Origin of the sequence: Lentzea sp. NPDC058436 (assembly GCF_042721515.1) — a bacterium.
Taxonomy (GTDB): Bacteria; Actinomycetota; Actinomycetes; order Mycobacteriales; family Pseudonocardiaceae; genus Lentzea.
In genome coordinates this window covers 326,161-342,443 of sequence record NZ_JBHXLF010000003.1, presented here as the reverse complement: position 1 = coordinate 342,443, position 16,283 = coordinate 326,161, and the positions used below count along the sequence as shown (strand labels likewise).

General features: G+C 70.7%; 22 protein-coding genes and 2 pseudogenes. 13 read left to right on the top strand and 11 right to left on the bottom strand.

What is annotated here, in order from left to right; genetic code table 11:
* Positions 1-23: 23 nt before the first annotated feature.
* The 3 genes from ACFWN2_RS15365 to ACFWN2_RS15355 form a co-directional block, all read right to left on the bottom strand.
* Positions 24-302 carry a hypothetical protein gene (locus tag ACFWN2_RS15365; protein WP_382427969.1) on the bottom strand — a complete coding sequence of 93 codons (279 nt, stop codon included), beginning with the start codon at positions 300-302 and terminating at the stop codon, positions 24-26.
* Between the two features lie 107 nt (positions 303-409).
* On the bottom strand, positions 410-1,762 hold the full coding sequence (locus ACFWN2_RS15360; protein ID WP_382427967.1) for an ATP-binding protein: 1,353 nt from the start codon (positions 1,760-1,762) through the stop codon (positions 410-412).
* On the bottom strand, positions 1,759-2,433 hold the full coding sequence (locus ACFWN2_RS15355; protein WP_382427965.1) for a response regulator: 675 nt from the start codon (positions 2,431-2,433) through the stop codon (positions 1,759-1,761). Before ACFWN2_RS15355 ends, ACFWN2_RS15360 begins: the two co-directional genes overlap by 4 nt.
* A gap of 57 nt (positions 2,434-2,490) precedes the next feature.
* On the opposite strand from ACFWN2_RS15355, the pseudogene ACFWN2_RS15350 reads away from it, so the two are divergent.
* Positions 2,491-3,027: pseudogene (locus ACFWN2_RS15350) on the top strand (phosphatase PAP2 family protein); the annotation flags it as partial.
* A gap of 198 nt (positions 3,028-3,225) precedes the next feature.
* Here the strand turns inward: ACFWN2_RS15350 and ACFWN2_RS15345 are convergent.
* From ACFWN2_RS15345 to ACFWN2_RS15335, 3 genes are read right to left on the bottom strand one after another with little or no spacing between them, the layout of a single operon-like run.
* Positions 3,226-3,492 (bottom strand): HPr family phosphocarrier protein, encoded by a 267-nt coding sequence (locus ACFWN2_RS15345; RefSeq protein WP_159460507.1) that lies wholly within the window; start codon positions 3,490-3,492, stop codon positions 3,226-3,228.
* 30 nt (positions 3,493-3,522) lie between these two features.
* A complete protein-coding gene (locus tag ACFWN2_RS15340; RefSeq protein WP_382427963.1) occupies positions 3,523-4,803 on the bottom strand; it encodes a PTS transporter subunit EIIC in 1,281 nt (426 codons plus the stop codon).
* Complete coding sequence (locus ACFWN2_RS15335; RefSeq protein ID WP_382427961.1) at positions 4,800-5,555, bottom strand: GntR family transcriptional regulator; 756 nt, start codon at positions 5,553-5,555, stop codon at positions 4,800-4,802. The genes ACFWN2_RS15340 and ACFWN2_RS15335 overlap by 4 nt, the downstream gene beginning before the upstream one ends.
* A gap of 111 nt (positions 5,556-5,666) precedes the next feature.
* Between ACFWN2_RS15335 and ACFWN2_RS15330 the strand changes: the two genes are divergently transcribed.
* The 7 genes and pseudogenes from ACFWN2_RS15330 to aroQ all read left to right on the top strand — a co-directional run bounded on the left by ACFWN2_RS15330 (position 5,667) and on the right by aroQ (position 10,170).
* Positions 5,667-5,903, top strand: a complete 237-nt coding sequence (locus ACFWN2_RS15330) for a PTS glucose/sucrose transporter subunit IIB (protein ID WP_355304106.1) — start codon at positions 5,667-5,669, stop codon at positions 5,901-5,903.
* Positions 5,900-6,355, top strand: coding sequence for a PTS glucose transporter subunit IIA (locus ACFWN2_RS15325; protein WP_382427960.1), 456 nt, complete (start codon positions 5,900-5,902; stop codon positions 6,353-6,355). The genes ACFWN2_RS15330 and ACFWN2_RS15325 overlap by 4 nt, the downstream gene beginning before the upstream one ends.
* Before the next feature lie 109 nt (positions 6,356-6,464).
* Entirely contained in the window at positions 6,465-6,917 is a 453-nt protein-coding gene (locus ACFWN2_RS15320) for a prepilin peptidase (protein WP_382427959.1), read from the top strand.
* A gap of 13 nt (positions 6,918-6,930) precedes the next feature.
* The gene (aroC, locus tag ACFWN2_RS15315; protein ID WP_382427957.1) at positions 6,931-8,130 is read left to right on the top strand and encodes a chorismate synthase; all 1,200 of its coding nucleotides are present in this window, start codon (positions 6,931-6,933) and stop codon (positions 8,128-8,130) included.
* A pseudogene (locus ACFWN2_RS15310) lies at positions 8,127-8,652 on the top strand (shikimate kinase); the annotation flags it as partial. The gene aroC and the pseudogene ACFWN2_RS15310, both read left to right, overlap by 4 nt.
* A gap of 25 nt (positions 8,653-8,677) precedes the next feature.
* Entirely contained in the window at positions 8,678-9,742 is a 1,065-nt protein-coding gene (gene aroB, locus ACFWN2_RS15305; protein ID WP_382427955.1) for a 3-dehydroquinate synthase, read from the top strand.
* Positions 9,739-10,170, top strand: coding sequence for a type II 3-dehydroquinate dehydratase (gene aroQ, locus ACFWN2_RS15300; protein ID WP_382428728.1), 432 nt, complete (start codon positions 9,739-9,741; stop codon positions 10,168-10,170). Before aroB ends, aroQ begins: the two co-directional genes overlap by 4 nt.
* A gap of 140 nt (positions 10,171-10,310) precedes the next feature.
* Here aroQ and ACFWN2_RS15295 read toward each other — a convergent pair whose 3' ends face one another.
* On the bottom strand, positions 10,311-10,499 hold the full coding sequence (locus tag ACFWN2_RS15295; protein WP_382427953.1) for a hypothetical protein: 189 nt from the start codon (positions 10,497-10,499) through the stop codon (positions 10,311-10,313).
* Between the two features lie 153 nt (positions 10,500-10,652).
* Positions 10,653-11,588: a hypothetical protein gene (locus ACFWN2_RS15290; protein ID WP_382427951.1), complete on the bottom strand. Its 936-nt coding sequence runs from the start codon at positions 11,586-11,588 to the stop codon at positions 10,653-10,655.
* Between the two features lie 70 nt (positions 11,589-11,658).
* On the opposite strand from ACFWN2_RS15290, the gene ACFWN2_RS15285 reads away from it, so the two are divergent.
* Both ACFWN2_RS15285 and ACFWN2_RS15280 read left to right on the top strand, forming a co-directional pair.
* Positions 11,659-12,036 carry a VOC family protein gene (locus ACFWN2_RS15285; protein WP_382427949.1) on the top strand — a complete coding sequence of 126 codons (378 nt, stop codon included), beginning with the start codon at positions 11,659-11,661 and terminating at the stop codon, positions 12,034-12,036.
* Positions 12,037-12,055: 19 nt separating this feature from the next.
* Positions 12,056-12,661: a hypothetical protein gene (locus ACFWN2_RS15280; RefSeq protein ID WP_382427947.1), complete on the top strand. Its 606-nt coding sequence runs from the start codon at positions 12,056-12,058 to the stop codon at positions 12,659-12,661.
* Here ACFWN2_RS15280 and ACFWN2_RS15275 read toward each other — a convergent pair.
* Positions 12,645-13,055: a B-4DMT family transporter gene (locus tag ACFWN2_RS15275; RefSeq protein WP_382427945.1), complete on the bottom strand. Its 411-nt coding sequence runs from the start codon at positions 13,053-13,055 to the stop codon at positions 12,645-12,647. The two genes, ACFWN2_RS15280 and ACFWN2_RS15275, sit on opposite strands and share 17 nt — an antisense overlap.
* Positions 13,056-13,090: 35 nt before the next feature.
* On the opposite strand from ACFWN2_RS15275, the gene ACFWN2_RS15270 reads away from it, so the two are divergent.
* From ACFWN2_RS15270 to nusB, 3 genes are read left to right on the top strand one after another with little or no spacing between them, the layout of a single operon-like run.
* The gene (locus ACFWN2_RS15270; protein ID WP_382427943.1) at positions 13,091-14,161 is read left to right on the top strand and encodes a M24 family metallopeptidase; all 1,071 of its coding nucleotides are present in this window, start codon (positions 13,091-13,093) and stop codon (positions 14,159-14,161) included.
* Positions 14,162-14,192: 31 nt separating this feature from the next.
* The gene (gene efp, locus ACFWN2_RS15265; RefSeq protein ID WP_382427941.1) at positions 14,193-14,762 is read left to right on the top strand and encodes an elongation factor P; all 570 of its coding nucleotides are present in this window, start codon (positions 14,193-14,195) and stop codon (positions 14,760-14,762) included.
* A complete protein-coding gene (nusB, locus tag ACFWN2_RS15260; protein WP_382427939.1) occupies positions 14,762-15,181 on the top strand; it encodes a transcription antitermination factor NusB in 420 nt (139 codons plus the stop codon). The genes efp and nusB overlap by 1 nt, the downstream gene beginning before the upstream one ends.
* Before the next feature lie 46 nt (positions 15,182-15,227).
* On the opposite strand, the gene ACFWN2_RS15255 is transcribed toward nusB, so the two are convergent.
* Both ACFWN2_RS15255 and ACFWN2_RS15250 read right to left on the bottom strand, forming a co-directional pair.
* Positions 15,228-15,857 (bottom strand): HD domain-containing protein, encoded by a 630-nt coding sequence (locus ACFWN2_RS15255; protein WP_382427937.1) that lies wholly within the window; start codon positions 15,855-15,857, stop codon positions 15,228-15,230.
* Positions 15,858-15,869: 12 nt separating this feature from the next.
* Positions 15,870-16,139, bottom strand: a complete 270-nt coding sequence (locus ACFWN2_RS15250; protein WP_382427936.1) for a hypothetical protein — start codon at positions 16,137-16,139, stop codon at positions 15,870-15,872.
* Positions 16,140-16,283 lie beyond the last annotated feature (144 nt).

Sequence of the window (16,283 nt, the reverse complement as noted above, 5' to 3'; positions counted from 1 at the left end):
AAGCCTGAACCGCGATACAAACCCTAGGGGCACAACCCGTCGGGCACCGGGGCCACTCCCGCCACCGTCGCCCGGCTCGCCAGGGCCGTGCAGTGCACCTGGAACACGCCCCACTTGGAGTCCGGCGGCTTCACGTCCTCGGGCATCACGATCACGTCCAGCACGGCCACCGCCTTCCCCGACGTCGCGGGTAGCTCGGTGGTCAGGCCGAGCTTCTTCTCCTCGTCGGTGAGCCCGGCCAGCAGCAGGTTCATGGCGGTCGTGATGTCGACGCTGCCGGTGTACTCGCGGGTCCGGCGCACGAGACTGTCGCGCTCGGGCGAGACGAGGTAGACGGTCAGCGAGTGCGACGAGACCGTCGGCGCCTCGGCACCGGTCAGGACGGGCGTCGGCCGGATGCCGCACGCCGTCAGGGTGACGAGGGCAAGCGCAAGGTGAAGACCGCGCCGCCCGAGGGCGCGTTGGCCGCCTCGATGGTGCCGCCGTGCAGGCGTGCGTTCTCCCATGCGATCGCCAATCCCAGCCCGCTGCCCTCGGAACGGGAGCGGGCCGTGTCTGCCTTGTAGAAGCGGTCGAAGAGGTGCGGGAGGGCGTCGGGGGAGATGCCCGGTCCGTGGTCGGTCACCTGGATGACGCCCGGCCGCACGGTCACCCGCACGGGGACGCCGCCGTGCTTCAGCGCGTTGCCGACGAGGTTGGCCACGATGACGTCCAGGCGGCGGCGGTCCACGCGCGCCACCACGCCCTCCGGCAGCGACGCCTCGACGGACTTGCTCCAGCCGCGGGCGGCCAGCGTGTCGCGGACGGCGGTGCCGATGTCCCAGTCGTCGAGTTCGAGGAGGTTGCGGCCCTCGTCGAAGCGCGAGATCTCCATCAGGTCGTTGACCAGGCGGGTGAGCTTGCGGGTCTCGGCCGAGACCAGTCGGGCCGCCACGGCCGTGTCAGGGGGCAGCGTGTCCGCGTCCTCGTCCAGCACGGCGGTGACCGCGTTCATCGCCGTCAGCGGGGTGCGCAGCTCGTGGGACACGTCGGCCACGAACCGGCGTGAGGCGGCCTGGGAGGCCTCCAGCTGCTCGGCGGCGCGGTTGAACGTGCGGGCGAGGTCCGCGAGCTCGTCGGAGCCTCGTTCGTCGACACGGGTGTCCAGGCGGCCGGATCCCAGGGCGCGGGCGGCGTCGCCGAGACGGCGGACGGGGCGCAGCACGCCGCGGGCGGTGAACAGCGCGAGTCCCAGTGCCAGGGGGAGCACGAGGCTGACGCCCACCCACGCCGCGGTGGAGAAGCTGTCGATGGCGGTCTGCGGGCCCTTGAGGTACTGCAGGGCCCACACCTCGACGCCGGTGGGAGAGCCGTCCGGACGCAGCAGCGGGATGCCGACGACGACGTACGGGTCGGTCAGGTCGGTGCGGCGCTGCCAAAGCGTGGTCTGGCTGGACTTCAGCATCTCGCGCATCTCTTGCGGGACGAACGACGGATCGGGCCCGTTGCGAGATCGCAGGTTCTCGTACAGCACGACCGCCGAGCCGCGCAGGTACGTGGCGAAGTCGTCCAGGTCCTGCTGCGCCGGCGGCACCGTCAGCCGCTGCGCGTACTCGCGGACGTCCGTCACCAGCGGGTTCATGAAGCCGTCCTGCGCGTCCTCCAGCAGCAACGTGCGCGCGGTCGCGTAGGAGGCACCCGCCGCCCCGACCGCGCCCAGCACCGTCAGCAGCAGGAACGCGGCCATCAACCGGGGACGCAGGCCGCGCAGCAACGACCTCATCGCGGGCCGAAGCGGTACCCGAAGCCGCGCACCGTGTGGATGTGACCGGGGTCGGAGGGCACGTCCTCGATCTTCGCGCGCAGCCGTTGCACGCACGCGTCGACGAGCCGGGAGTCGCCGAGGTAGTCGTGCTCCCAGACGGCTTCCAGGATCTGCTGGCGGGTCAGCACGCGGCCGGGGGTGCGGGACAGCTCCAGCAGCAGCTTCAGCTCGGTCGGGGTCAGCGCGACCTTCACGTCGTTCTTGAGCACCTGCAGGCCTGCCCGATCGATCAGCAGCGAGCCGTGGCGTTCGACGGACGACGGTTCGGAGACGGTCCGCCGCAGCACGGCGCGGATGCGGGCCTCCAGCACGCGGGGTTCGACGGGCTTGACCACGTAGTCGTCCGCGCCCGCCTCCAGGCCCGCGACCACGTCGAAGTCGTCACCGCGCGCGGTGAGCATGATGATCGGCACCTCTGCGTGCGTGCGCATCCGGCGGCACGTCTCGAAGCCGTCGATGCCCGGCAGCATGATGTCGAGGACCACGATGTCTGGACGGGTCTCGCGGAGCTTCTCCACGCCCTCCTCGCCCGTTCCCGCCGCCCGGACCTCGTGGCCCTGGCGGCGCAACGCCAGCCCGAGTCCTTCCCGCACCGAGGGGTCGTCTTCCACCAGCAGGACCGTCGCCACGAGATCCATTATCGGCAGGAGACGGCACCGGCGCTGGTTCTGTAGCGGAACCATGACATGGCGTGCACGTTCTCATGGAGCGGCGCACGGAGTCTCGAACGCATGGCCGGAAGCTTGCTGGGATTCCTCTTCACGTACTTCGCGCTGGTGTGGACGTCGTTCGGGCAGAAGGCGGAGAACGCCGCGTTGCCCGAGCTGTCACTGCAACGCTCGTGGGCGTCCAACGTGGACATGGCGATCCTCGTCGCCGCCGTCGTCGTGGTGCTCTTCGCGCGCAAGAAGTCGCTCGCGCCGTTGCTGCTGCTCGGCGGTTCGGTGCTGGGCGCGCAGGTCCTGAAGCTCTACGTGCTGGTGCGGCCGCCGCTGGACGACGACGCCGTGCTGGTGCACAACAGCTTCCCGAGTGGACACACGACCGCGGCGGTGGCGTCGGTGATCGCGGTGACGATGGCCGTGCCGAAGAGGTTCGCGCTGTTCGTCGCGGTACCGGGGGCGATCGGCGCGGGGGCGGTCGCGGCGGAGACGGTGTCGCTCGGCTGGCACCGGTTCAGCGACACGCTCGGCGCGGCGCTGCTGGTCTCGACGCTCGCGTTCCTGCTGCTGCGCAGGTGGACCGCGGGGCTGATCACACCGCCCCTGCTGGCCGTGGGCGGAGTCTGGCTGGTGGTGAACAACCCGCAGGTCACGCCGTCGACTCTCGCCGGCGTCGTGACCGCGGGGGTGGTGCTGCACTTCGGGTGGGCGGTGAGTGGTCCCGGCCATCGGGGCGACCAGGACCACTCACAGCCCGGCTCACTCGTCGTGATCGGTGGCGATCAGTTCGGCGATGGCGTCCAGAGCGGCGTCCGCTCCGTCCCCATCGGCGCTGAGCACCACCTCGTCACCATGCATAGCGCCCAGGGTCATCAGACCCAGGACACTCGCCGCGTCAACGGCTTCGCCGCCGTCCTTGGCGATGCTGACCGTCACCGGCTGGTCGGCGGCGGCCTTCGCCAGCAGTGCGGCAGGCCGGGCGTGCAGTCCGACCTTGCTGGCCACGGTGACCCGTCGCTCGGCCATGATGGTTCCTCCCGGTAGAGCTGGTTGTACTTACTGCTGGTCGTTCCGGGTGCGCTTCTCGCGCACCGCGGTGTCACCCGTGCTGCCGGCGACGCTCTCGTCGGCCTCGGGGGACTCGTCATCCTCGCGTCCCGGCGTCTTCAGGTTCCACTTGGAGATGACGAAGCGGAACAGGAAGTAGTAGATCGCCGCGTAGACGAGGCCGAGGATGATGAGCAGCCACGGCTTCTGCGCGATGTTCCAGTTCAGGATGAAGTCGATCGCACCGGCGGAGAACGAGAACCCGTCGTGGGCGCCGAGGGCGTTCGAGATCGCGAGCGAGGTACCGGTCAGCACCGCGTGGATCAGGTACAGCGGCCACGCCACGAACATGAAGGCGAACTCGAGGGGCTCCGTCACACCGGTGATGAACGCGGTGAGGGCGGCGGAGCCCATGATGCCGCCGATGATCTTCTTCTGGCTCGGCTTCGCGGTGTGCACGATCGCCAGGGCGGCGGCGGGCAGCGCGAACATGAAGATCGGGAAGAAGCCGGTCTGGAACGTTCCGGCGGTCGGGTCGCCCGCGAGGAAGCGCGGGATGTCACCGGTCTTGTCGTTGAACTCGCCGAACTGGAACCACACGACGTTGTTGACGATGTGGTGCAGACCCAGCGGGATCAGCAGGCGGTTGACGACACCGTAGATGAACGCGCCGATGACCGTGCTGCCCGTGACCCACTCGCCGATCGCGGTCAGGCCCGCGTCGAACCACGGGTAGACCAGGCCGAGCAGGACGCCGACGAGCACCATCACACCGGCGACGATGATCGGCACGAACCGGCGGCCACCGAAGAAGGCCAGGTACGGGGGCAGCTTGATGCGGTGGTACTTCTGCCACAGCAGCGCCGAGAGGATACCGACGACGATACCGCCGAGCACCCCGTAGTTGATCACCTCGGGCTTGGCGGCCGGGTCGGTCGGCTGGTCGAGGACCAGCGGAGACATCGCCTTGAAGACGTTCGTCAGCACGACGTAGCCGACGACGCCGGCGAGCGCCGTCGAACCGTCGCCGCGCCGTGCGAAACCGACGGCGATGCCGACGGCGAACAGCAGGGCGAGGTTGCTGAACAGCGCGTCACCAGCCGCACCGATCACCGAGGCGACGGCGTTCCAGCCGAGACCGTCCTTGCCCAGCAGGTCGTCCTGACCGAAGCGGAGCAGCAGGCCTGCCGCGGGCAGCACGGCGATCGGCAGCATGAGGCTGCGACCGAAGCGCTGCAACGTGGCGAGGCCCTTGATCTCACGACCACCGGTTGCGGCGTCCGTGCTCATCGGGTTCCTCCCTTGGCGGAGTTGGGTCCGGTACCCGGGACGGTCCGGTCCAGTTGCATGGTCACCTGGTAGAGATCGCCCCGGTACCAGGAGGTCACGTCTTCGCAGGGCCGCCCCTCGGAACTGGCGACCCTCCTGAACACGAGGAGCGGGCTGCCCTTGCGGACGTCGAGCGCCTTCGCGGTCTCCGCGTCGGCGGTCTCTGCCCACACGGTCTGCCGCGCGTGGTCGAGCTGGATCCCGTACCGGGTCGCGATGATCTCGTAGATCGACCCGGTCAGGTCACATCGGTCGAGCTCGGGAAGCATGTGCGGGCTGTACCAGCCGGCTTCGAGCGCCAGCGGTGCCCCGTCGGCCTTGCGCAGCCGCACGACGCGGTACGCGTACTCGTCGGCCTCCAGGCCCAGCGAGGCCTTCGAGCCGGGTGGCACCTGGCCGCAGCTGATCACCTCGGTGCTGGGTTCGACCCCGCGCGCCTTCATGTCCGAGGTGAACGAGGCGAGGAAGAGCTGCAGGTCGTAGCGCCTCTTGGCGGTGAACGTCCCACGGCCCTTCGCCCGCGTGAGCAGGCCTTCTGCCACCAGTTGGCCGACTGCGGCCCGCACGGTGATGCGAGAGACTCCGTACCGCTCGGCCAGATCGCGCTCGGACGGAATCGGTGAACCGGGAGCGAGTTCCTGTTCGGCCAGCCTCCGCAGGATCTCGCGCAGCTGCGCGTGCTTGGGCTTGGGCCCCTCCACGATCTCGTTCACTCGGTCACCTCCTCGCTAGTGGTACTTTCCGGTCTAGACCAGTTGGTGCGGGAGAATGCTCCGCGCACCGAGCGGGTGTCAACCGCTGTTACGGGAACGAGAGGTACGGACGTGGCTGACGAGAAGGCTCAGGGGATCCTCGCGGCGCTGGGCGGGCGCGACAACGTGATCGAGATCGAGCCCTGCATCACCCGCCTGCGGTGTGAGTTGGAAGACGGTTCCGTGGTGGACGAGAAGGCGCTGAAGGCGTTGGGAGCGCACGGAGTCATGCGTTCCGGCAACGTCGTCCAGGTCGTCGTCGGCCCCGAGGCGGACACCATCGCGTCGGACATCGAGGACCTGCTGTGAGCGTCCGCGTGGGCAGCCCCGTCGCCGGTCGGGCGGTCGCGCTCTCCGAGGTGCCGGACCCGGTCTTCTCGCAGGCGATGGTCGGCCCCGGCGTGGCCGTCGAGCCCGTCCGGTCGAAGGCCGACGTGGTCTCGCCGCTCGACGGCACGGTCGTGACGCTGCACCCCCACGCGTTCGTGGTCGCCAACGGTGAAGGGGCGGCCATCCTGGTCCACCTCGGCATCGACACCGTGAAGCGCAAGGGCGAGGGCTTCGAGCTGCACGTCGTCAAGGGCGAGCAGGTCCAGGCCGGTCAGAAGATCGTGACGTGGGACCCGGCCGAGGTCGAGGCGGCCGGGTTCGCGCCGATCTGCCCGGTCATCGCGCTGGACGCGTCCGCCGAGGCGCTCGGCGACCTGGCGCAGGACGTGGACGTGGCGGCGAACGACGCCCTGTTCGACTGGTCTCGCTGAACCGCAGGTCAGGGCGGTTTTCCCGCCCCGTGTGACGGCTTGGCGTGAACGGTCCGTTCACGCCGGCGCCGAATTTGGACTTGGACGTGCCGAGCAGGACCGTGGTGCCATGACCACGGTCCTGCTCTCGTCTGTGCTGGGTTCCTCGTGGGCGGTCGCCGCCGTCCTGGACGCACCGCCCTCGTCGTACCTGCTGGCCTGGTTCGGCATCGTGCTCGCGATGATCGACCTGCGGCACCACCGGTTGCCGGACGCGCTGACCCTCCCGTTGGGCGCCGCGCTGCTGCTCCTGCAGTTCCACGGGCTGGGAGCGGCTGTGCTGTCGGCGCTCGTCTTCGGGGGCGCGCATCTCGCCGTGCGGTGGTGGAGACCTGCGTTCATGGGCGGCGGGGACGTGAAACTCGCCTTCGGGCTGGGTGCGGCACTTCCGCCGCAATCGCTCTTGTTTGCGGCCATAACGTCGAGCGCGGTGACTATTCTCGTGGCGGCGTTCCGGCGCCGGCGCGCGGTTCCGCACGGACCGGGCCTGCTGGCCGCCACCTGGGCGTTGACGACCCTGTGAAAGGATTCCGAACGTGCTGCGCTGGATCACCGCTGGAGAGTCACACGGCCCCGCCCTCGTCGCCGTACTGGAGGGCATGCCCGCCGGCGTGGAGGTGACCACCGAGGACCTCGTCGCCCAGCTCGGGCGCCGCAGGCTCGGGTTCGGTCGCTCGCCGCGCATGGGCTTCGAGCAGGACGAGGTCGAGATCCTCGGCGGTGTGCGCCACGGCAGGACGCAGGGCGGACCGGTCGCCGTGACGATCGGCAACTCCGAGTGGCCCAAGTGGCAGACGGTCATGTCGCCGGACCCGGTCGACCCGAGCCTGCTCAAGACCACCGGCCGCAACGAGGCGCTCACCCGCCCGCGGCCCGGCCACGCCGACCTCGCGGGCATGCAGAAGTTCGGCTTCGACGAGGCCCGCCCGGTGCTGGAGCGCGCCTCCGCCAGGGAGACCGCGGCCCGCACGGCGCTGGGCACGGTCGCACGCCAGTTCCTGCAGCAGTTGCTCGGCGTGCGGATCCTCAGCCACGTGGTGTCCATCGGCAAGGCCGAGACGCCGGAGGACTCCGCGCTGCCCACCCCGGACGACCTGGCCGCGATCGACGAGTCGCCGGTGCGCTGCTTCGACTCCCGCGGCACCGACGCGATGGTCGCCGAGGTCGAGGCCGTCAAGGAGGCCGGTGACACGGTCGGCGGCGTCATCGAGGTGCTCGCCTACGGTCTGCCGCCGGGCCTCGGCTCGCACGTGCACTGGGACCGCCGCCTCGACGCGCGCCTGTCCGCCGCCCTGATGGGCGTGCAGGCGATGAAGGGCGTGGAGATCGGCGACGGCTTCACGTCGGCCCGCCGCTGGGGTTCGCAGGCGCACGACGAGATGGACCGCGGCAGCGGCCCGGTCGGCGTGACCCGCCGCTCGAACCGCGCCGGTGGCCTCGAAGGCGGCATCACCAACGGTGAGATCCTGCGCGCCCGCGTGGCGATGAAGCCCATCTCGACCGTCCCACGCGCGCTGTCCACTGTGGACACCCGCACGGGCGAGCCCGCCGTCGCGATCCACCAGCGTTCCGACGTGTGCGCCGTGCCGCGCGCCGGCGTCGTGCTGGAGTCCGTGGTGGCGCTCGTGCTGGCCGAGGCCGCGCTGGAGAAGTTCGGCGGCGACTCGCTCGACGAGACGCGCCGCAACGCCCACGCGTACCTCAAGGCGCTGGAAGCCCGCTGGGAGGGCATGTGAGCCCCAGGTTCGTCGTGGTCGGCCCGCCCGGCGCGGGCAAGACCACCATCAGCGAGCTGCTGGCGGCCCGGCTCGGCGTGCCGTTCAGGGACGTCGACGCGGACATCGTCGAGCTGGCCGGCAAGCCCATCTCCGACATCTTCACCGACGACGGCGAGCCCGCTTTCCGCGCCCTGGAAGAGGAAGCGGTCGCCAAGGCGCTCGTCGAGCACGAGGGCGTGCTCGCGCTGGGCGGGGGAGCGGTGCTGTCCGCCGTCACCCGCGAGCGCCTGGCCGAGCACACCGTCGTGTTCCTGAACGTGGGCATGGCAGAGGGCGTGCGCCGCACCGGGCTGGCGTCCAACCGCCCGCTGCTGACCGGCATCAACCCGCGTGCCACGTTCAAGGCGCTGCTGGACGCGCGCCTGCCGCTGTACCGCGAGGTCGCGACGATCGAGGTCCTGACGGACGCGCTCGAACCGGACCAGGTGACCGACGCGGTGATCAAGGGAGAGCAAGCATGACCGAGCCGCTGACCGTCGAGGTCAACGCCGAGAAGCCGTACGTCGTGGTGATCGGCCGCGGTCTGCTGGGCGAGATCGTCGGCCACCTCGAAGGCACGGGCAAGGTCGCGATCGTGCACCAGCCGACCCTGGCCGCCACGGCCGGCGTGCTGGTCGACGAGCTGAAGGCGACGGGAATCGACGCGCACCGCGTCGAGGTGCCCGACGCCGAGGACGGCAAGGACCTCGCCGTCGCGGGCTTCTGCTGGGACGTGCTCGGCAAGATCGGCCTGTCCCGCAGCGACGTCGTGGTCGGCCTCGGCGGCGGCGCGGTCACCGACCTCGCCGGGTTCGTCGCCTCCACCTGGATGCGCGGCGTGCGCCTGGTGAACATCCCGACCACCATGCTGGGCATGGTCGACGCGGCCGTCGGCGGCAAGACCGGCATCAACACCGACGCGGGCAAGAACCTCGTCGGCACGTTCTACGAGCCCGAGGTCGTCTTCGTGGACCTCGCGACGCTGGAGACGTTGCCGCGCAACGAGCTCATCGCCGGCATGGCCGAGGTCGTGAAGGGCGGCTTCATCGCCGACCCGGTGATCCTCGACCTGATCGAGGCCGACCCCGAAGCCGCCCTGGACCCGACCGGCGACGTGCTCGCCGAACTGGTCCGCCGCAAGATCCAGATCAAGGCCGACGTCGTCACGAACGACCTGCGCGAGTCGTCCCTGCGCGAGATCCTGAACTACGGCCACACCCTCGGCCACGCGATCGAACGCCGCGAGCGCTACCGCTGGCGCCACGGCGCCGCCATCAGCGTCGGCCTCGTCTTCGCCGCAGAGCTCGCCCGCCTGGCGGGCCGCCTGGACGACGAGACCGCAGACCGCCACAAGCGAGTCCTCGACCTCCTCGGCCTGCCGACCACCTACGACCCGGACGCCCTCCCGCAGCTCATGGAGGGCATGAAGGTCGACAAGAAGAACAAGGCAGGCGTCCTCCGCTTCGTGGTCCTCGACGGCCTCGCCAAGCCGGGCCGCCTCGAAGGCCCGGACCCGGCCCTGATCGCCGCCGCCTACTCGGCCGTCGCCGCGGAGCCGAAGGCCTCCTCGGGCGGGACGGTGCTGCTGTGAAGGTCCTGGTCCTCAACGGCCCGAACCTCGACCGCCTCGGCACCCGCGAGCCGGACGTGTACGGCAGCACCACCTACGCCGACCTCGTCGAGATGTGCGAGGCCGAGGGCCGCGACCTCGGCTACGAGGTGGAGGTCCGCCAGACCGCCCACGAGGGCGAGATGGTGGGGTGGCTGCACGAGGCCGCCGACGCCAAGACCCCGGTGGTGCTGAACGGCGCCGCCTGGACGCACTACTCGATCGCGGTCCGCGACGCCTGCTCGCAGCTCACCGCACCCCTGGTCGAGGTGCACATCTCGAACATCCACCAGCGCGAGGAGTTCCGGCACCACAGCGTCATCTCGGCGATCGCCAGCGGCGTGATCGTCGGCCTGGGCGTGGAGGGCTACCTCCTCGCCCTGCGCTGGCTGTCGCTCAAGAAGAAGTAGCGCGGGCCCGGCAGGCGGCGAGCGCGGCCGGGGCCAGGGGAAACCGGCTCCGCTGCGCTCACGCCACCTGCTGCGCTCACGCCACCTGCTGCGCTCACGCCACCTGCTGCGCTCACGCCAGCTGGCGCGCTGACGCCACCTCAGCCGCGTGCGCCATTCCCGCCCACGTCACCTCCGCCGGGCAACGCCACCTCCGCCGCGCGCCACTTCCGCCCGCCCTCGGACCGCCTCGGGCCGCGTGCGCCACCCGCGCCGGGCAGCACTGCCCGCGCCGCACCTCCCACCCCGTGCTCGGTACCGGCCGCGACCACGGCACCCTCACCCCTCACCCCTCACCCCTCACCGGTCGCCCGCCACCCGCCACCCGCCGCCGTTCGCTCGCCCCGTCACTCCTCACCGCCCCCGCCGTTCCTCACCCCATCCCGGCAGCGTCGAAGCCTCGCCCCCGAAGCACCCCCACCGCTCGCGCCCCGATCGCCCCATCACGACACGTGCCTGATCTCCAGCACCCGCGACCGGAACACGGTCGCCGTGTAGCTGCCGCTCTGCGTGTGCTGCGGCGGAGCGAAGTTCTGCCCGTCGACCAGCGACGCCGTGATCGAGTAGTTCCCCCTGACCCGGACGAGCCCGAACTCGGCGTCCGCGTCGACGCTCGCGAGGGGCAGCGGGCTCGTGTTGATCCGCCAGTTCACGCCCTTGAGCCGTGGCGTGTCGTCGGCGCGGGGACATCCGGCGGGCATCGGCGACTCGGTGCCCGCCGCGCAGAGCTCGAACTGGTTCTTGACCGCTTGGAGGACGACCGCGTCGGGCGCCGCGAACCCCTGCTTGACGATCTCGCCTGTGTGGGGTGACGGCAGCATCGTCACGTCCGCGAGCGTTGTCTCCTCGCCGGTGCCGCGCCACCGCACCTCGGCGGTGAACCGCACCTCGTCCAGGTCGTTGCCCACGCTGTCGTGGCCCACGTAACCGATGGTCATGACCGCGGTGCCGGTGACGTAGGCCCGCCTCCCGCGCCAGGTCACGCGCATGCCGTCGACCGGTTCGCCGACGATCGCCCACTTCAGCCCGTGCGTGCGGGGAGCGGCGCTGCGCTGGGGGCAGTTCACGGGTGTCGTGACGGGCACCTGGGTGCACTGCCGCAGCTTGAGGTCGGTCAGCGCCTTGAGCTCCCGCTCGTCGGCTCCGATGGGCCTGACGGTCGCGGCGTCGGGGAACGTGGTGTCGGCGAGCGCGGTCAGGGCGTGCTGTTCGCCGCCGGTGACCAGGAGCAGCACGAGCAACCGCGCCGCCACCGCCTTCGCCAGGGCGGTCCGGTCGCGACGGACCGGTCCGGGGTGGAGCACGATGTCGCCGGTGACCTCGTGGACCTGCAGCACCGTGCCACCGTCGCGGACCGCACCGGAGACGTGGTTGCACATGTATTCGATTTCGGCAGGGATCGAACGTCGATCAATTGCCAAATAACGGACACCGCAGGGGGCCTGGGGAATGCTTCACCACATCGAGCTATGGGTTCCGGACCTCGCCCGCGCCGAGGCCACCCTCGGCTGGATCCTCACCGAACTGGGCTGGGCCGAACACCAGCGCTGGCCCGCCGGCGTCAGCTGGAAGCTCGGCGGGACCTACGTCGTGGCCGAGCAGTCTCCGGCCGTCACCGGTCCGCACGACCGCATGAGGGCCGGCCTGAACCACCTCGCCCTGCACGCCGGTACCCGCGCGGATGTCGACCGGCTCACCGCGGAATCCGAGGCCCGCGGCTGGAAGCTCATGTTCGCGGACAGGCATCCTCACGCGGGAGGACCAGACCATTACGCGGCGTTCATGGAGAACGAGGACGGGTTCGAAATCGAGCTGGTGGCCGCCTGACCGTGCAAAGATTCCGATCGTGCCGAGACCCGTGATCGCCGTGTTCGCCCTGCTCCTGGCCGGGTGCGCGGCCGCGCCGCAGCCCGCGCCCGTGAGCGGCACGACGACCGCGGTGAGCGAGCGGCTGTCCGATCAGGACCTCCAGGCCCAGTGGTGGACGTGGGCGGCGTCGAGCCCGGAGAACCGCAACCCCGTCCTCGACGACACCGGCCAGTGGTGCGCGGAGAACCAGCCGGAGGGCGTGTGGTTCTTCGCCGGCACGTTCGGCGGGGCCGTCGACCGCCGGTGCGAGGTACCCGCCGGTCGTCCGCTCGCGGGTCCCGCGCTCACCCTCGCGTCCACGTCCGACGCCTGCGCGCGGTTCCTGGAGGACGCGAAGGGCTCGGTGACGCTCGACGGGCGACTGGTCGAGGTGCGGCGGATCGCGCCGATCGCGATCTCCTACCAGGCCGCGCGCGGGAACGTGGTGGGGCAGCGCGAGGGACGCGTGACGGGGCAGGGGTGCGGCCTGTGGGCGTGGATCCCGCCGCTTCAGCCCGGCGAGCACGAGCTTCTGGTCAAGGGGGACTCGGGCACGTTCAGCAACTCGGCGCGCTACCTGCTCACCGTCAGGGCTGCGGACTAGCCGAGTCCTTCTTCGCGAGGAACCCGCCCAGCAGCATTCCGAGCCCTGCGGGCGCGAGCACCAGCAACGCCGTGAACGCCGCCCCGCCCGTCAGCGCGACCCACAGCGCCTCCTGACCGGTCTGGTCCACCAGCAACGCCGCCCCGATCACGCCCAGCGCGCCCGCGAACGGTCCCGCGACCAGCGACGCGACGAACCACTGCATGCCGCGCCCGTCCAGCTCGCGCAGCGTGTCGACGGCGCCCCACAGCACGGCCGCGACGATGAGCAGCACGAGTGCGATCGGCCGGACCGACGAAGCCTCGGGGCTGCGCACGCCCACGGCCGCCACACCGGTCTGCACGGCTCCGTGCAGGAGCCCCATCCACAACGCACGGACGAACCAAGGAGCCATGCGGACAGCTTAGGACTGGCCGTACGCTGCGAGACATGTCGTCGTACGCCGCACGCCGCACCGCACTGCGCCAGGCGCTCCAGGCCACGAACCTGGACGCGTTGCTCGTGACGAACCTGCTGAACGTCCGGTACCTCACGGGGTTCACCGGGTCGAACGCCGCCGTGCTGGTCGGCGCGGACGGCGACGACGTGTTCTGCACCGACGGCCGCTACCTCACGCAGTCGGCGAAGCAGGTGCCCGACCTGGAACGCCTCATCGACCGGCCGTGCGACACCACGCTCGCCAAGCGGGCCAAGGGCAGGCTCGGGTTCGAGAGCCACCACGTCACGGTCGACGGCCTCGACGAGCTGATCGCGGCCGCAGGCAAGGCCGAACTGGTCAAGGCGGGTGGCCTGGTGGAGAAGCTGCGGCTGGTCAAGGACGAGGTCGAGATCGAGGCGCTGCGGATGGCGTGCGCGGCGGCAGACCGGGCGCTGGCCGCGTTGATCGGGCACGGCGGGCTGCGTGCGGGCCGGACCGAGCGCGAGGTCGCGCGCGAGCTGGAGAGCCGGATGCTCGACCACGGCGCCGCGGGCCCGTCGTTCTCCTCGATCGTGGCGTTCGGCGCGAACTCCGCCGTGCCGCACCACTCGCCGACGGACGCGACGCTGCACACCGGGGACTTCATCAAGCTCGACTTCGGCGCGCTGGTCGACGGCTACCACTCCGACATGACACGCACGCTGGTCCTCGGCAAGCCCGCAGACTGGCAGCGCGACCTGTACGACCTGGTCGCGCGGTCGCAGGCGGCGGGCCGCACCGCCCTGCGGCCCGGCGTGAAGGTGAGCGAAGTCGACCACGCGTCGCGCGAGGTGATCGAGAAGGCCGGGCACGGCGACGAGTTCCTGCACGGCCTCGGCCACGGCGTCGGGCTGGAGATCCACGAGGCACCGGCGTTGTCGAAGGTGGGTGCCGGTACACTTTCGGCCGGTATGGCGGTCACCGTCGAGCCCGGCGTCTACTTGTCGGGGCGGGGCGGGGTCCGCATCGAGGACACCCTCGTGGTCCGCGAGAGCGGGCCGGAGCTCCTCACCCTGACCACGAAAGAACTCGTGGTCGTCTGACACCCCCGTCCTACACAGGAGAAATCCCACCGTGGCCACCACGAACGACCTGAAGAACGGCCTGGTGCTGAACCTCGACGGCCAGCTCTGGACCGTCACCGCGTTCCAGCACGTCAAGCCCGGCAAGGGTGGCGCCTTCGTGCGCACGACCCTCAAGCACGTGCTGACCGGGAAGGTCGTCGACAAGACCTTCAACGCGGGCACCAAGGTCGAGACCGCCACCGTGGACAAGCGCGGCATGACCTACCTGTACAAGGAAGGCACCGACTTCATCTTCATGGACGGTGACACCTACGACCAGATCCCGGTTCCGACCGAGACCGTCGGTGACGCCGCGAACTACATGCTGGAGAACCAGGAAGCGATGGTCGCCACGCACGAGGGCGTCCCGCTGTTCATCGAGCTCCCGACGTCGGTCGAGCTCGTCATCCAGCACACCGACCCCGGCCTGCAGGGCGACCGCTCCACCGGCGGCACCAAGCCCGCGACGCTGGAGACCGGCGCCGAGATCCAGGTCCCGCTGTTCGTCACGACCGGCGAGAAGATCAAGGTCGACACCCGCGACGGCCGCTACCTCGGCCGCATCAGCGACAAGTCCTGATGGGTGCTCGGAGCAAGGCCCGCAAGCGCGCGGTCGACTTCCTCTACGAAGCCGACCTGCTGGGCACCGACCCGGTGACGCTGCTGGCCCAACGGGTCGGCTCGCCCGACGTCCCGCCGGTGAACGACTACACCGTCTCACTGGTCGAGGGCGTCACCGCGAACCGCTCGCGCATCGACGACCTCATCTCGGAACACGCCGAGGGCTGGACCCTGCAGCGCATGCCGGCGGTCGACCGCGCGATCCTGCGCCTCGGCCTGTACGAGCTGCTGTGGGCGGCCGACGTGCCGGACGCCGTCGCGATCGACGAGGCCGTCGAGCTCGCCAAGGGCCTATCGACGGACGACTCGCCGCGGTTCGTGAACGGCGTGCTCGGCCGGATCGCGGTGATCGCGGACCAGCTGCGCGCTGTTCTGTAGCACTTCCCGCAGGGCGTCACGTCGACCGATGTGACGCCCTGCGGTCTCAGCTCCGGGCCCAGCCCCGCCGCTCGCCCTCGTTGATGATCTCCAGGGCAGCGTCCCACAGCCTCGCGGACCCCTCGCCGATGACGGCCTTGCGCGCCCGCACGTCGTTCGCGGTCACACCGGGCGTCCGCCAGGTCCCGCCCTCGGCCATCCAGTTGAGCAGCAACGGTTGCAGCCGGTCCATGGCCTTGGCGAACCTCGCCTCGGGCGTCGCACGAGCCTCGAACTCGTCCCACAACGCCCGCATCGTGCGCCCCGCGTCCTCGGGCAGGATGCCGAACAACCGGTCAGCGGCCGCCTCTTCCCGTTCCTGCTGGCTCGCCGCCAGTTCGGCGTCGTAGATCGGCGTGTCACCCGCGTAGATCTCGATGAGGTCGTGCACCACCACGAGCTTCATGGTGTGCCCGACGTCGATCGGCTCGTCGGCGTACTCGGCGAGCGTCATGACCATCAGCGCGAGATGCCACGAGTGCTCCGCGTCGTTCTCACGCCTGTCGGCCGCCGCGAGAGGGGATGCGCGCAGCACGGTCTTGAGCCGGTCGACCTCGATCAGGAACGTGAGGTGGTCGCGCAGCCGGGAGTCCACACCGGACGGCAGCGGGTTCTGATCAGCGAGAAGTTCCGTCACGGTGCCAGGATGCTACCGGGCGGCGAGGAACTCCTCCCAGGTGCGGGCGCCGCGGTCGCCGTCCAGGCTCAGGGTGAGCCCGCCCCGGTAGGCCTTCCCCGCCTTGCCCGGCAACGGCATCGGCACGGTGAGCCGGCGCTTGCCCTCGGCGATCAGGTAGCCCCGCACGAGGTCGCGGAGGTCGAAGTCGGCGGGCCCGGCGAGATCGGTCACCCGGCAGGCGGGCCGACCCGGCGCCAGTTCGGCCAGCCGGACGGCCACGCCCTGGGTGACCTGTGGCATCCGCTGCGCCCGGCCGATCGGAAGTTCGACGAGACCGTGCCCTGCTCCACCTCGGTTCGAGGGCCTGGGCGGCGAACGAGCGGCGGGCTGAGCGCGCCGCACCCGCCTGCGGTGCGCGCTTCGGGTCGCGGCTTGCTGACGACG

Bases quoted from the DNA above. Each gene is read 5' to 3' on its own strand.
- ACFWN2_RS15360 (WP_382427967.1), bottom strand. From the start codon at position 1,762: ATGAGGTCGTTGCTGCGCGGCCTGCGTCCCCGGTTGATGGCCGCGTTC.
- ACFWN2_RS15345 (WP_159460507.1), bottom strand. From the start codon at position 3,492: ATGGCCGAGCGACGGGTCACCGTGGCCAGCAAGGTCGGACTGCACGCC.
- ACFWN2_RS15340 (WP_382427963.1), bottom strand. From the start codon at position 4,803: ATGAGCACGGACGCCGCAACCGGTGGTCGTGAGATCAAGGGCCTCGCC.
- ACFWN2_RS15320 (WP_382427959.1), top strand. From the start codon at position 6,465: ATGACCACGGTCCTGCTCTCGTCTGTGCTGGGTTCCTCGTGGGCGGTC.
- ACFWN2_RS15290 (WP_382427951.1), bottom strand. From the start codon at position 11,588: ATGTGCAACCACGTCTCCGGTGCGGTCCGCGACGGTGGCACGGTGCTG.
- ACFWN2_RS15285 (WP_382427949.1), top strand. From the start codon at position 11,659: ATGCTTCACCACATCGAGCTATGGGTTCCGGACCTCGCCCGCGCCGAG.
- ACFWN2_RS15275 (WP_382427945.1), bottom strand. From the start codon at position 13,055: ATGGCTCCTTGGTTCGTCCGTGCGTTGTGGATGGGGCTCCTGCACGGA.
- ACFWN2_RS15270 (WP_382427943.1), top strand. From the start codon at position 13,091: ATGTCGTCGTACGCCGCACGCCGCACCGCACTGCGCCAGGCGCTCCAG.
- nusB (WP_382427939.1), top strand. From the start codon at position 14,762: ATGGGTGCTCGGAGCAAGGCCCGCAAGCGCGCGGTCGACTTCCTCTAC.
- ACFWN2_RS15250 (WP_382427936.1), bottom strand. From the start codon at position 16,139: ATGCCACAGGTCACCCAGGGCGTGGCCGTCCGGCTGGCCGAACTGGCG.